Annotated in this window: 11 protein-coding genes; 5 read left to right on the top strand and 6 right to left on the bottom strand. The window is 60.0% G+C overall.

Annotated features, from left to right (window positions below):
- Window positions 1-14 precede the first annotated feature (14 nt).
- On the top strand, window positions 15-638 hold the full coding sequence (locus E3O49_RS06760) for an ABC transporter ATP-binding protein (RefSeq protein ID WP_244285260.1): 624 nt from the start codon (window positions 15-17) through the stop codon (window positions 636-638).
- A gap of 155 nt (window positions 639-793) precedes the next feature.
- Here E3O49_RS06760 and E3O49_RS06755 read toward each other — a convergent pair whose 3' ends face one another.
- From E3O49_RS06755 to E3O49_RS06745, 3 genes are all read right to left on the bottom strand, one after another.
- Window positions 794-1,897, bottom strand: coding sequence for a hypothetical protein (locus E3O49_RS06755; protein ID WP_134451203.1), 1,104 nt, complete (start codon window positions 1,895-1,897; stop codon window positions 794-796).
- A 29-nt stretch (window positions 1,898-1,926) separates the two neighbouring features.
- Window positions 1,927-2,847, bottom strand: coding sequence for a hypothetical protein (locus tag E3O49_RS06750; RefSeq protein WP_134451201.1), 921 nt, complete (start codon window positions 2,845-2,847; stop codon window positions 1,927-1,929).
- A 159-nt stretch (window positions 2,848-3,006) separates the two neighbouring features.
- Window positions 3,007-3,213, bottom strand: a complete 207-nt coding sequence (locus E3O49_RS06745; protein WP_134451200.1) for a hypothetical protein — start codon at window positions 3,211-3,213, stop codon at window positions 3,007-3,009.
- Between the two features lie 1,060 nt (window positions 3,214-4,273).
- Here E3O49_RS06745 and E3O49_RS16525 point away from each other — a divergent pair.
- The 4 genes from E3O49_RS16525 to E3O49_RS06730 all read left to right on the top strand — a co-directional run bounded on the left by E3O49_RS16525 (window position 4,274) and on the right by E3O49_RS06730 (window position 7,587).
- Window positions 4,274-5,158: a hypothetical protein gene (locus tag E3O49_RS16525; RefSeq protein ID WP_160141041.1), complete on the top strand. Its 885-nt coding sequence runs from the start codon at window positions 4,274-4,276 to the stop codon at window positions 5,156-5,158.
- The gene (locus E3O49_RS06740) at window positions 5,145-6,200 is read left to right on the top strand and encodes an ImmA/IrrE family metallo-endopeptidase (RefSeq protein WP_160141040.1); all 1,056 of its coding nucleotides are present in this window, start codon (window positions 5,145-5,147) and stop codon (window positions 6,198-6,200) included. Before E3O49_RS16525 ends, E3O49_RS06740 begins: the two co-directional genes overlap by 14 nt.
- A gap of 275 nt (window positions 6,201-6,475) precedes the next feature.
- Window positions 6,476-6,790, top strand: a complete 315-nt coding sequence (locus tag E3O49_RS06735) for a hypothetical protein (protein WP_134451196.1) — start codon at window positions 6,476-6,478, stop codon at window positions 6,788-6,790.
- A 35-nt stretch (window positions 6,791-6,825) separates the two neighbouring features.
- Window positions 6,826-7,587, top strand: a complete 762-nt coding sequence (locus tag E3O49_RS06730) for a hypothetical protein (protein ID WP_134451194.1) — start codon at window positions 6,826-6,828, stop codon at window positions 7,585-7,587.
- A 73-nt stretch (window positions 7,588-7,660) separates the two neighbouring features.
- Here the strand turns inward: E3O49_RS06730 and E3O49_RS06725 are convergent, their stop codons facing one another.
- The 3 genes from E3O49_RS06725 to E3O49_RS06715 form a co-directional block, all read right to left on the bottom strand.
- Window positions 7,661-10,186 (bottom strand): S8 family serine peptidase, encoded by a 2,526-nt coding sequence (locus tag E3O49_RS06725; RefSeq protein WP_134451192.1) that lies wholly within the window; start codon window positions 10,184-10,186, stop codon window positions 7,661-7,663.
- Window positions 10,176-11,372 (bottom strand): AAA family ATPase, encoded by a 1,197-nt coding sequence (locus E3O49_RS06720; RefSeq protein ID WP_134451190.1) that lies wholly within the window; start codon window positions 11,370-11,372, stop codon window positions 10,176-10,178. The genes E3O49_RS06725 and E3O49_RS06720 overlap by 11 nt, the downstream gene beginning before the upstream one ends.
- 237 nt (window positions 11,373-11,609) lie before the next feature.
- Window positions 11,610-13,031, bottom strand: a complete 1,422-nt coding sequence (locus tag E3O49_RS06715; protein ID WP_134451188.1) for an ApeA N-terminal domain 1-containing protein — start codon at window positions 13,029-13,031, stop codon at window positions 11,610-11,612.
- Window positions 13,032-13,739 lie beyond the last annotated feature (708 nt).

Below are 13,739 nucleotides of genomic sequence, written 5' to 3'. Positions count from 1 at the left end.
TATCCCTACGAAGCGTGTCCAAGAAATTCAAGGGCAACGTCCTCTTCGACGAGTTGTCTGCGGAGTTTGAGCAGGGCCGCACGTACGGCCTGGTGGGCCCCAACGGGTCCGGCAAGTCGGTCCTCTTCAAGATGATCTGCGGATTTCTGCTGCCGGATGCCGGGTCAGTGTGGATTGACCCGAAGTTCATGGCCCCCAAGCGGGCCTTCCCCGACAGGTTCGGAATCATGATTGACGGCCCAGCATTTCTCCCCGGGCTGACGGGGAAGCAGAACCTCGTCGACCTTGCGGCAATCCGAAACACGATAGGCGAGTCTGAGGTTCGGGAGATTCTTGCCTTAGTCGGACTCGACCCGGACTCGCCTCAGAAGGCACGAAACTACTCGTTGGGGATGAAACAGAAACTCGGCATCGCGCAGGCGCTCATGGAGAGTCCCGACGTGCTGCTTCTGGACGAACCCTTCAACGGGCTTGACCTGGCAAGCGTTGGGAACATAAAAGAGTTGTTGCGTCAGCGGCAGGAAGACGGCGTAACCATAATTTTCACAAGCCACAATCGTGAGGATATCGACGAGCTGAGTGAAGTCACGCTTCTAATTTCCGAGAACAGAATCACCGAACTCGCAGGGCGGCGATGAAGCTCACTCACCAGTTGATGCGACAGATTGTCAACTGACACCTGGCTGATTCTGTTGGCTTCGAGAAGGCGGCAACGAGTGCGCGCCGCCGCTTCAAGTCACCGATTCGTCCAAGACTCGCCCCGTTGAACCTGACTCCGCACGGCCGCAATCGGCTACGCGAACACGGCATACATGCCACAGGTCGGGTACTTGTTGCAATGCCTATGCATGCTGGGTTTGAAGTTCGTGTATCGACGCTCAAGCCCCTTGGTGGCTTTTGGTCCACGCCACGGGATGAACCCCGCTTCGCCATGGGAGCACGGCTTCGGTGAACCAACATTGAAGCGGTCGAAGCTCTGAGAACTGCCTATCTTCCGGTGGTAGACGCGTTCGCCTGGCCGCAGGTCGCGTGCCACTGCTGCGGTCTCCGCGTCCATCGACGCCGCCTCTCTCTTCACGAGGTGCAGAGAGATGTCGTCGACAAGTGATGCGAACGTCCTTCCCCTGGCGTCTACCAGGAGAGTCTCAGTGCCGCTGGGTATGGCCAGTGTCTTTCCCGCGTAGGGGTCCAGCTTGACCACTAATGTGGTTTTGGAAGGCAGCGCGCCGTCAAAACTCGGCCCGTCTTTCACCGCGGCGGTCAGAGAGAACATCCCCGCGAGGACAGAGAGATGAAGCCGCCAAGAATCAGGGACTGCTTCTACGCCAACTCGCCGAGGGTCTCCGATGAACGCCATTTGGTCGGGCCGACTGCGCTTGTCACTGAGCGGTGCAGGGAACTCGGAGCACCAGTCCATCAGCTCCCGGAGGAGACGGGCGGTTTCCTTATCCTCGCTCAAGTCGAAAAGTTCTATTGACACACTGGCGGATTCCACTACCGGAGGCGTTCGCTGCTGCCCAGGGCGTTGCTCGCGAGGTGAAATGACAGCGTCGACGACGGCGCGGATCTCAAGCGGCGCCGCGCTACCGTCCCGTGCGATTACAACTGCTTGTCGAAAGCTGTGGACGCCGTGATCCATCCTGGCCATCGCCACACTCGGTTCTGCCAGCACTTCCCAGATCACCGCAGACGCAAGGCCTCCGGGGAGGCCAAGAACCACGAGCTGTTCGGCGAGGGAACACTCCAGGGTGGCAACGAAGCTGAAATCACTCGATGTCTCGAGCGAACACCGGATGGGCGTACGAATTTCTCCGCCCTGCCTGAACTCGCCGGCGGTATCGACTTGGGCCTGAACGACGTCACGGGTACCGAGGTATGGCGCGGCAGTGCGCTGCAATTCGTGATTCGTTTTCCCCATTGAACAGGCTATTCAGACAAAAGGTAGATGGCCGGCACCTGAATGGCCGCGAGTTCAGCAAGGCTCATCTTGTCGATGACGCCCTTGAGCCTGCGACGCAGCAGAGCCGTCTCTCCGATGGGTTCGGTCGGTGAGTGGCTGGATCCGGATGGGGAGAGCGACTGAAGAGCACTCTTGGCTCCAGACGGCAGACCAGCCGGGTGGGCTGGGTGTGGCGTCTTTTCAACAATCTGGTCGAGCCGCACGCCCTGCGCCTTCGCCCAAACTTCGGCGTGCGCGGTCACGCGGCTTTGGAGCTCGGCTCCCCACAGCGCACTGAGCTCGTGTCGACGCAGAGCATTCTTGAGTGCGCCACGCGGTGCGTCCGGTCCTGACGCTTGGAGCAGAGCATCACGTTTGGGACCGTCCAAGCTCTCTGCGAATTTGTTCATCCAAACAAGGTGCTCTTCCCTCGTGACGGGCGCGATCCGGGCGAATCTACTCGGCTCTGAATTCCAGAGCGGGGCACCCTCGCCGTCGACCGGAACGTAGACAGCGCGCCGTTCTTTCCGGTCCCAGAACCGGTCGCTCATGTCTTCCCAGTGCACGATGGCGCTCCAGAGATCCTGGCGCATTCGGGCAGGCGGCTCGTCCGGGGGCCGGGGGCTTGCTACTGGTGCCTGGGCGAGAACGGGATCGTGAGACACCCTTGGATGCCCGTTGTTGTCCGCAAAGACGAAGAGAAGTCCTCGAGCCTGTGCGTCGTTGAGGAAGTCGATGAACTTCCTGAAACCGAGTTCCTTCTCCGAGAACGACGGCATGCGGTTGAGCATTTGAATCTTGAGTTCGGCAGCTGTCGGATGGAAGTCTCGCGCGGCTGCTTCAGCCACGATTAGCGCAGCGAGCTCAAGGGCCGGCTCCGCGGGTTCGGTCTGGTGCTGGTCGTTCATCGGCTAAACCCCTTCATTCAGATAGCCCCGTGCTGATGCAGGGGGCTATCTCGAAGTATTGTTTGGCCGTCTACGAAAAGTGATAGTAACCACGCTCCTGTCAGTATTGCTTCCAGGAACCCCCGTGGGTTGTGTGAATCCAAATCGTCAGTTGTACATCTAACGCTTCGATTCGATGGGCTGACTAAGCGCCGGATTCGTTTCCAGCGCGCGTGGACCCATCTGTGGTTTATCCAGCCCATGTGGGCCGACGACGTTATTTTGTTGTCGAGCAAAATCTTTGCAGACCTTGTCGTTCTTCTCAACATACATCAACTGCAAGTTGAGCGACAACCAATGTTGTTTGTGTTCGACACGGCTGGCCATTCCGCAGATGGCCTGACGGCCTGGGACGCGGGCAACCGGCAACGCAATTGCTGCAAATCATCTAGTCGGGCCACAGTCGGTGTGCAGAAGTCAGAGATTGCGCTTGCGCGGAGCTCTCGTCACGCACGTCTGTGGCGTTTGGCCCACAAGACGCGATGACAGCAGCAATGCGGCATTTCTGGTGCACGTAGTCACAGGCGTCTTCGGCCATTCCCACGGTTTGCCGGCCGAGGGGCTGTGTCTGCTGGTGCCGGCGCGGTCAGGCGCGCCACAGGTCCTCGTCCTCCTGGAAGTGTCGACGCTCCGCAAACGGTAGTGGCAAAGCTGGGCCCGGTCGGACGGCTTCGTCTATGGGCGCCGAAGTGAGGATCTCTGGCCTCCGTAGCGACGGCAGGTATACGGCACCCGCAGGCCAGCAGGGGACTCGGCCCAAGAACTACAGCAGGCGGCCGTTCCGTCCGTACCCCGCTCAGTGGGGGTGCGGTGACAACTGGAGTGAAACACATCGCCCAATAGGCTTTCAGCATGCTCAAAGCTGTGCCAGACCTGGGGGACATTTACGGCGTGGCCACCCACGCGCTCATCGGCGGTGATGCCCACGATGCTCCGCGAAGATGTGGAGTAGTCGAGTTGGGCCCTGAGTACGTGAAGACTCTGCCACGGTCAACAACCGAGAAGCACGTGGAAGGGGTGACGCTTCGGAGCGGGATAGACCTGTCCTGCAAGTTGGACCGACTAGGCGTTTTCACCACTCGCTTTAAACACAGCCTCCGATACGGAGATTTCGAGAAACCCCGTATATGTGATTTCTATGGACCCCTGGGAGATGGCGCACGGCGTGAGCTTCTCGCGTTCTGGGACAAGACGCTGTACCCCTGAATGCGTGTCAGCTGAACGTGTGCCTGCCTCTACCGCCTCAGTGTCCAGCTGCAGCCTGCAGCACACCGCGCATAGAAAGGCTCAGGCATCCCACGATGCTCGCGGGCCGAGTCAGTTCGACATCGCGCGCGTAGACGAATAGTCTCAAAGACTTTGGATTTCACGAATTGGACAATTTGCCATGAACGACTTGAGCTTGATTGAACCAGCGGCCGGCCTCCGCGACGAGGCGAGGGCGGCATGGACGCGGGAGGCCACCGCAATGCCTGCGGTTGGCGAGATTTGGCTCCTGTCTTGGAACGCGGTAGCTCACGGGCTTGTCCTGGTGACAGCCGTCTTTCCGGACTATGTCCTCGGAATGCCCGTACTCATGGGCACCGAGTACGCGACCGGGGGCGAACTCGTGCTTCCAGCCGACATCCTCGGCACGGAACTCACTCTTCTTCACGAAGCGGAAACTGGCCTCGGTAAATTCCTCTTTCACCGGAACTTAGGCCACGCCGTCAGCGCCGACGACACGGCAGGGCTGCGGATAGGGCGGCACGACGGTCTTGTCGCTGGGAGCCATCCCCTGACTGAGGACATTGAGGCTTCGCTGTCTGCGACGCTTCACACCTTCCAGGCGCTCTGTTTCATCGAGTGGCCGGCCTTAACGGTTGGCGAATCGATACTGAATCGCTCCGTCCTCGAGGGCCTCGGCGTCAACGCCCGCGCCTTTGCGCACGCGAGTGGGCTAGACGTCCCATCAGCACTTCGCACCTGGCGGGGGCAGGAGCCCCTGACCGAACGCGCGCAAAGCCGACTGGCTGCCGCCTACGAGCTCTCCCCGGCCGAGTTGCTACTCGCCCCGGACGACGAAGAGACCAGGTTCTTATCGAGCCCACAATTCAAATCTGGAGTCGTCGAGCTGGCCGTCAACCTGGCCATCACGGAGGGGGCGGCTCGAAACGCCGTCCGGGCGGACTTCGCCCTGGCCGCAAGGACCGACTCTTTCAGCGCGAGGAAGCGCACTCTCGTCGCTGACACCTTGGCACGCCTCGTGGAATCTTCCCGTGCTACTCCCTGAACTTGCGCCTCTGCTGGCGTGGAGGGCCCCTGAGAACCTGCACATCGCCGCGCGATACCTGATTGAGCGGCTTCAGGAGCATGACGACATCACCCTGGCAGATCTGAGCCGGGCCCCACATGACGCCCTAAGAGACTGTTCACACGTCACGGTTCGCTACGCCTCCGAGACCCCCTCCGCGTGCCAACTCGCTGGCTACTACCACCACAACCCGCCGACGATTACCCTCCATCGCTCCTCCACAGATGGGCGAGACAACTTCACCGTTCTCCACGAATTCGCGCACCACCTCCAGCAGCACGACGAGGATTGGGCGCTGGGTGTGCTCGCTGAGCTGACCGACTTTGAGGCCAACATTCTCCAAGAGAGAGTTTGTGATGCGTTCGCATCAGCAGTCCTCTTTCCGGACGACGCGGTGTCGGCCAAAATCGGCACAGTCCTAACGGCGAAGTTCCTGGCCGAATTGCACCGCGATTCGTCAGGATCCCGAAGCGCCTGTTGCATGAAAGCCATAGAAGTAGCCCCCGCTGGAACCGAGTGCTTGGTGGTCTACACCGATGCATCAGGGGCTGTCCTTTTTGCCCGGTCAAACAGCGACAGCCTGTATGTGGTTCCCTTCGGATCAGTTCAAGAGGACTTCGCCAGGCTCTTCGAAGCGGCTTCAGCGAGAGGCGGGCAGGCAAACGGAATCGCCCAAGCCGGCCTGCGCTATTCAAGCGGCCAGACCCGGGACGACCTGAACATCGACCTAGCCCTTGACCGGACCGGCATCTACGCCTTCGCCGTCGTCACACCGTTGTACAAGTTCGGCGAACAGACCTGGCAGCCCGACGAACGGGAATGCAATTCCGGTTCCTGCGGAGCTGTCTTCTCGTGGACGGTCGACATCGTCACGTGCCCGAAGTGCGGTGAACCGCGATGCCCTGACTGTTCCGCATGCGGCTGCGAAAAGCCGGCCGAAGAAGTGTGCCTGGTTTGCTTCATGGAGTTGTCGGTTGTCGAGTCCGGTGCTGGGATGACCACGCACGTCGACTGCGCCTAAGGCGAAAACGCGGCGGACCCCTTTGGATCCGCCGCGTTTCTGTTTCTCTAGCCCTTGCCAAGCGTGCTGCCGGCCTTGGACTTGACCGGCTTGCTGGTGCCCGTGGACGCCAGCTTCTCTCCTGCTGCTCAAAATAGAGCTGAAGCTCCGGTCGCAACTAGACGCGCCGATTGAGAGCTTTCTTGGCTCGTTAGCATTAAGATGCGAATAGTCCTAGTGAAAATAGAAGAGGTGATCGCGAAGTGATCGTCCAAGAATCCAAAAGATTTCGACTAGTGGGAAGACTTCAGGGCACCGACGAAGACGACATGATGATGCTCAGCGCGATTCTTGAGGACGCTTTGGGCCAGGTCACGAGGAGTGTTCGCGAGCTTTCAGACGTTCATGTGCGGCAGACTGAGGGCCACGTCGTCGAGATCAGCATGGACATCGCCGCTTCCTCTTGGAAAGAGGCGTCCGCGATAGGTCGAGGTACCGTGGACAAGGCAATCCAGCAGGCTGGCATTGATACCAACACTGAGAGCCGTCGCCCAAGCGTCCCGGAGGCACGACACCTCGAGCGTTCCGGAACTCAACTCGTTCTAGCGTGACGATAGGCGTAGCTGCGCCCGGAGAGCGGCGAGCGTTGAAGGTCTATCGCGCATTCCGGCAATCTCTTCCTGCATTGACGCAGGCAGCGGGAGCTGTGGTTCTGGCTGTCTACCCACTCGTGGGCAAAGATCATCGCTGGATTCCCGTATCAATCGGAATCGCCCTTGCTCTGGGCGGGGCGCTGTGGACAATATTCTTGCGACCGACGAGAAACAGCCTGTTGGCGACGATTGCAAATCTTCGGAAACAGCTGAATGCCCATGACTCCCCGGACGGTGAGCGGATGACGTTCGTGTTGGGGCAGCTCCTGCACGAACTTGGTCTAAGCGGGCCAGAACACAGGGCTTCGGTGTTTGCCCGTCATGACGACGGAACGTTCACCTTGGCAGGGCGATATTCGGCAAACGGCAACTATCGTATTCCGGGGCGAGCAATCTATGCCGCATCGGAGGGACTCGTTGCGGCGACTTGGGGCGATATGCAGTCCCACCGCGCAGATCTTCCGACGCGCCGACCCGCCTGGAACAAAGCCGTCGCAAAACAGTTCAACATGCCAGAGGCCGTTGTCGCGGCCCTGAGAATGCAGAGCCTCTCCTACGTTTGTATGCGGATTGACCGCCCAGAGGGGGCAAGTACTCGGCCCGTCGGAGTACTCATCGTCGAAAGCACGGACAAAGAAGGCGCAACGGCCGAGATGCTGGATGAAATTCCGGAGATTGTGTTCTGGAGGCTGTTGCCGACCGAGTGCCATTCGCACGTGGAAGCCAGGCGGATCAGGGAAACAAGCAAACGCTGAGCCAGTCAAATTTGGCACCGATGCTGACCGGCTCAACACGGTGAGGCAGCTGCCGATGTCTTCAACCAAACGTTTATGTCCTCGTCCGCGCCCTCACGCTTGTGCGGATGTCAGCGGTACGAATTCCCAATTGGCTGAGCCCTTGGCGGACCTGCTGAAAGACGGGGGCCACCCCCTTGGGATCGGCAATGGTCAAGACAGCCGCGAACTTGACGCCTGACATCGGCATCGCTTCGTCCGCGCGGGTGAGGTAGTCGACGACAAACTTCCACGTCGAACTCGGTCCGCGTCCCGCCAGTCTGACGTCAAAGCACTTCACAATTTGCCACTTCATAGCTTCCTTGAGCAGCTCGCGTTCTGTGCTTGGGCCGCCAGCCGTGCGCGGCGGAAGGTTCACCGGGTGAACTCGGTTTTCGAAGCCACCGTCCTTGTTCTCCTGCATGAGGCGTGCACCGATATTGACGCGGATGCGCTCGTCGCCATGTTCATAGGCAAGGACGGGGCGCGCGACCAGCGTCAGCCTCGCGTAGCCATAGCATTTGCCGTTGGCGACCAACGACTCCGGCCAGGCGAAGACCATGGTCGCCTGCTCGCCCGGTTGGACCGAACTTTCGAAGACCAAGGATATTTCCGAGTCGTCCCGTTGGAGCATGTCCTCGGCCGTTGACGGTACGCCGAACCCGATGAGGTTCTGGGCAACAGGCTGAATCGACGGTTGACTCATCACGTCCGGGGTGTGGGCGTGATGCACAAGGAGTGCGAGGAGGGCTTCCCGAGACACGTCGCCCTCTATGAGTGCGTCGAGGTCTGCCAGGCGGCGAGCGACCAACGGCGCTGCGTAACTTGTCCCCGACCCGGCGACGAGTCGACCGTGTTCATCAACTGAGAAAAGCCCGCTGCCAATTCCGGGCAACGGCGTGCCGGAGCCGCCGATGTGCGCGAAGTCGGGTTTGGTTGCCCCTCGCAGTCCGGGACCGCGGCGGCTGTATTTGGCCAGAGCGAAAGGCACCTGTCCCTGCAGCCCCGGGGGATTCAGCGCGCTGACCGAGGCGTTACAGAGACTCTCGCCAGGCTCGCTCAGAAGGCTCAAGGTGTCGTTCGCGAGGCCGGCGAGAGCTGCGCTTGGGTCTGGATGCCATTCACTGCGTTGCTGTGACGGGTGGACGTTTCCGACTGAGATGACAAATATCACGTCATAGCGAGCCGCAAGTTCATCCAATCGCGTCGCGGCATATCCGTAGCGAGAGCTGTTTCCGGGCGTTGTGAAGTTCATGCTGAAGTTGAAGACTCGTACTCCGCGGCTCTCCCTGAATTCCCGCACAGCCGATTCGACTTCGTCCATGAAATCCGAGAGTCCATTGGGGTAGTAGGCCGCGAATGCAACACCGGTGCCTCCCGGGTCTGCAGGGAGAACGTCGATGTCATAGATGAGGCAACCGGCAAGCTGGTTGTGCAGATATGCGTTCAGCTGGCCGGCGGCGACTAGAAGTCCCGAAATGAATGTGCCGTGGCTGGCGTCGCGGTCGGATGTCGAAAGCTGGCCCCATCGGGCTTCGACCCATTCTTCAATGGGACCGGAGACTCCCCCGTCAATCACTCCGACCTGTGCAAGCGTCCTGGACATTTCACGTTCGAAGATCTCGGATGGGGCAGGCTGAAGCATCGGGACAGAGTCGAACTCCTCGGTTCGGACTTCTGCCGGCAGGGCGATAGAACGGACAAGAGGGTTGCGCTCAAGGGACTGGAGCACCCGTTGATGCGCTGTCGCGTCACGGCTTGATATCGAGCGTGACGTGTCTGCCAGGCTGCCATCCTTACCAGCCCCCGAGAGTTCCAGCGTCGGGCTACTTGGCTTACTGGCGTCCGTCACCCTCAGCGAGACCCCCGACGCCAGCACCCCTGAGATTGGTTTCATGGCCTGCGCATCGACGTTGAGGGCGGATAGTGCGGTTCTCAACGAAATGGATGATGATTCCTCGGCAAGTTGAAGCTGTGGATTTTGCTCGGCAGTGGTCACGGGAAAGAGCTCGACCAAGTAGTTTCCGCCGGTGCCGGCTCTGGCGAGCCAGGCGGCACCCTCGGCCGCGCTGAAGTCACGCTTGTCAGTTGCGGTCCAAAGGTTGATGCTCTCGATGGCCGAGACTTCGCACCGGTTCCGCGAGGGGTTGGGCACCATCTTCCCGGTTCGCTTGTCTAGCTTGAGCGGGACAGTGATTTCTGCTGCGGCAATCTCTTGGATGACCTTCTTCAAGGAATGTGGGGTGCAGGCGTAGATGGGCTCTCCCATTCCGGCTGTTCCGACGTGTGGGGTCCAAGTCGGTCGGAACAACTTCTTCTGAGGCCGATGTGATTTGGCGATTGCGACGGTAGCCATGACGACTTTCACGTAGCAGAGTCCACTGAATTCAGCCAGGTGCTCCTCGCTCGTGATGGCGCGCAGGACTCCGATTGCCGATGCCGCGAGTTCCTCCTTGTGTGAGCGAAACGCATCGTCACGCCCCGCAAAGAAATCCTTTCCATTCCCGTTCATTGTTTTGCGGTCGCGCGCGGCACGCAGTGCCTCGGGGTTGAGTACAACCTGCACAGGCTCATTCGTCATGTCGGGAACCCTCTTCACTAATTCGACGCCCTATGGTCTTAGTGCTGCGGCCGAATAGGGATGCCAGCTCGCCGTGGGTGAACTTGATTTCTGAAGTCGCGAAGTACTTAGTCAGTGTGACTTCGTCGAGAAAGAGGCGGTCCGCCCGTTCTGGGTCGATGTGGACTGACGTTGACCGTGAGAGTTGAGCGACGGTGGTGACGGGGGAAACCTCAATATCGTCCAGCAGTAAGCGTCGCTTACGGAATTTCAGTGCCATGGTCTGCAATTCGGCGCCGGAGAGGCCCTCGCAGACCCACGCCAGCAGCTTCGCATCTGCGTCCGTGGATTCGGCGTCGGCGTCCAGGGAGCGTCTCGCAATCTCAACCCTTTGTTCGAATCCGGGGAGGGGAACGGCGAGTTGGACTTCGAAGCGGCGCCAGATAGCCGTGTCGAGGAGAGACTCGTGATTGGTCAGACCAATGGTGATTCCCCGACCTTCGCGAGCATCCATGTTCTGCAGCAACGCGTTGACGACTCGCTTGATCTCTCCGACCTCGTTGGGGTCGTCTCGAACTTTCGCGATGGCGTCGAATTCATCGAGAACGAGCACGCATTCATAGCGGTTCGCGAACGCGAAGAGAGCGCCTAAATTCCGGGCGGTTGTGCCGAGATATGAACTGATGAGCCCATCGAGGCGAGCCAAGACAACGGGGATGCCGAGGCGAGCTGCGAACCAAAAAGCGAGAGTTGTCTTTCCCGTTCCCGGGGCCCCGTAGACCAAGCACGACAGAGATGGTCGCATGCCGGCCGCTGCGATCCGCTCGCTGTTCTCCCACTCGAGCACGAGCGCCTCAATGTTTTCCTTCAGTGCTTCTGGGAATAACGGCAGCTGCGGGACGATGTCGCCAGGGAAAATAACCGTGGCCAACGGCGCAGACGTCTCCTTGTCGACGGGGAGTGGGACGGAGGGAGTTAGGCGCTCTTGACTTCCGCCAGCAGCGGATGCGCTCCTGGAAATGCGGCTGGGGGCCAGTTCGTGGGACCGGGCACCCTGGTTGAGCATTCGGACCAGAGCGGCAGCTTCTTTGGTTTCGCCATCTGCACGTAGAGCCTCAATCAACCGCTCGACTTGATGGCGGGCTGGGCCGGAGTTGTCGGCCAGTGCGACACGAATGAGTGATTTTAGGATTGCAAAGTGAAGCATGAGGACACTCTACAGCCAGGGTCAGACAATATCTGATTGATGAAAGACAATTTGAACGCCCGATGCGATTTGGCTTCGGGCGGCCTTCGAGAATTGTGCTCCGGGTTCAACGACCAGACGCGTTGAGGTGGCGAGCTTGGCCAACCATGACCTCCCCACGCAATTGCATCGGCGGTCGCAAGCTGACTCCACACCTCAGGTCACACCCGGAGAGCTGAATGGTGGTGCCCTTGTTTCTTAGTCGAGGGCGTCGGCGAGGTAACGGGCCGTAGTGAAGGTCGCAGCCTGCCCATCCCGCGAACGCCACACGGAGCCGCGGAGAGAAGCGTCGCCAATGCCCAGATGCTTCATCAGGGCGAGGTTGAGGAGCCAACGAACTCCCCGTGTCAGTGCCCCCAAGCCGCTCGTGCTGAGCCTGGTCTTGAAGTGTCCTTCATGGACAAGGTCGTTGCGTGCTTTTACCGCCAGGGCAACCCACGCTTGCTGTTTTTCAGCTGGAACCACCCTGCTGAACTGGTCGACGCCCACCCAAGAAAGGAGTGCGTCCAGCTGTTCTCCGAGAAATGGATCCCGGAACTTGGGCACCGTGGGTTTGGAGCCCGGCTGCGCGGAGGCCTTAGGTGCGAATTTTTTGATCTTGGTGGGGAGCATCGTTTGGTGCGTTGGCGAAAGAGCCGAGTACAAGGCCTCCAGGGCTGTCATCGCGTTGAGGAATTCCGTCTCGGTGTACTGACCGTCTTTGTAATGGCTTGCGTGCAGCACGTGAATCGCGGACCGGCCAACGTCACGGTTGAAGGCGAACCAGCGTTGAACTACGTCTTCGATTTTCATCTCGCTGGAGTAGAGCAGGCTGCGGTCCTTCAGCTCCCCAAGGGTCGGCAGCTCGGTAATCCTGTGGCCTACGTCGAGCACCGTAAGTCGTTCGGCTGGTCGCACTGACAGCATGATTTCCCGGCTCTGCAGCCAGGACGGAGCGCCAGAGAAGAAGGTCACCAGATCCATCAAAATGCGGATGTCCTCGAGGGTCGTGGCGAGAGGTTGCGGTTCCCGATACGCGAATATGGCGACCGCATTGTCCCTGATTTCGTAGACCGTGCCGCGGGCGTCGTGCATTGACTCCCGGTGGTACGTCGCCACCGTTCGTATCGACAAACAGCGGTCGACCTCAACTGGGCCGAAACCCGCCTTTTGCGTGACGACCGGCCAGCGGTATCCATCTTCGTCCTCGGCTGTCCCGTCTAGATGGTCGGTCGCGTAAGTTCCAACACCTATCCAGTGGTCGAGTCCGGATAGTTGCGCTGAGGTCTCAATTATCTGCGAGCTGACTTCGTCGTCCAGATGAGCGCCCAAAACGATAGCCCCGCGAACCGTGAGGGTCTGATGCGGCTTGAAGTAGGACATCGACACGGCAGGTACAACTGTGCCCCCAGTCTGAAAGACAGTCACGGCTTGCCCATCGGCACCATTGATCCCGTGAATTAGAGGAAACGAGTATGACGCTTCCATCTGCCATCCACCGCCGGCATTGGTTGCTGGATCCAACTCGCCCAGGAGACGCAACAAAGGTGGCCTCGATTGCATTGACAGCAATCCTGGAACTCGTATTGCCGGAGTCGACGGCGCCCACCATTCCCCCAGGATGTCGCCGGACTCGCTCATTCCCGAATTCTAGTTTGCGTTCAATGCAGAACCATTCAAGGCGGCGAGGCCCCCGACCGACCTCCCAATCTTCGCCGGGTATCGCAGGGCTTGAGGGTCACCGTGTTCACAAATGCTCAGCTGATTGAACCGGCTCCGGGCCATGCATTGCGCTAGAAGCTCACGACGTTGATTACTGAGCGGCGAAGCCGCGTAGCCGAGCCTCCGTTTCAGTCGAATGCCAGAGGATTTCGCGGACTTGGCTAGAGGATTGCCGAATTCTGACGTTCCCTTGTCGGGATACTCGCCGGTGTTTCGCTGGGTTTGCAACAACCGATGGAGTTCTGCAATCAACCCACACAGGGTTGAAAGACCCCGGTCGGACAAGAAAGGCCCCCGAGCAATCGGGGGCCTTTCGTCGTTTCTGGAGTCCGTGGCGCTCAATCAGGTGGTGTGCGACGGCCGGTGCCGACGTCGCGGCCGGGGCGCCGGTGACGCGGGTGATCAGGTCGAGGCCGTTGCCGGCGCCCTGCTTCCAGGTGAGGAGTCGTGGCCGCGGATGGCCCGGGCTCGTCCCGCGCCGCCCGTGGCACTTGAGACTGGTGTTGCCCGTGGGACCACCAGGGTGGCGTGCGGCGGCGATAACGCGGCGCCCGCAACTTCGCCGAGCCGTGAGTACCGCCCCTCCGCCGGCGCGAAAAGGGGGCGATACTCACGGCTCGGCGAAGA

The sequence above is a fragment of the Cryobacterium shii genome, from assembly GCF_004402595.1.
Taxonomy (GTDB): Bacteria; Actinomycetota; Actinomycetes; order Actinomycetales; family Microbacteriaceae; genus Cryobacterium; species Cryobacterium shii.
Note: the sequence above shows the minus strand (reverse complement) of the source record. Positions and strands in the feature narration are given on the sequence as shown.

Coding starts and splice junctions, on each gene's coding strand:
- E3O49_RS06750 (WP_134451201.1), bottom strand. CDS start 2,847: ATGAACGACCAGCACCAGACCGAACCCGCGGAGCCGGCCCTTGAGCTC.
- E3O49_RS06745 (WP_134451200.1), bottom strand. CDS start 3,213: ATGGCCAGCCGTGTCGAACACAAACAACATTGGTTGTCGCTCAACTTG.
- E3O49_RS16525 (WP_160141041.1), top strand. CDS start 4,274: ATGAACGACTTGAGCTTGATTGAACCAGCGGCCGGCCTCCGCGACGAG.
- E3O49_RS06725 (WP_134451192.1), bottom strand. CDS start 10,186: ATGACGAATGAGCCTGTGCAGGTTGTACTCAACCCCGAGGCACTGCGT.
- E3O49_RS06720 (WP_134451190.1), bottom strand. CDS start 11,372: ATGCTTCACTTTGCAATCCTAAAATCACTCATTCGTGTCGCACTGGCC.
- E3O49_RS06715 (WP_134451188.1), bottom strand. CDS start 13,031: ATGAGCGAGTCCGGCGACATCCTGGGGGAATGGTGGGCGCCGTCGACT.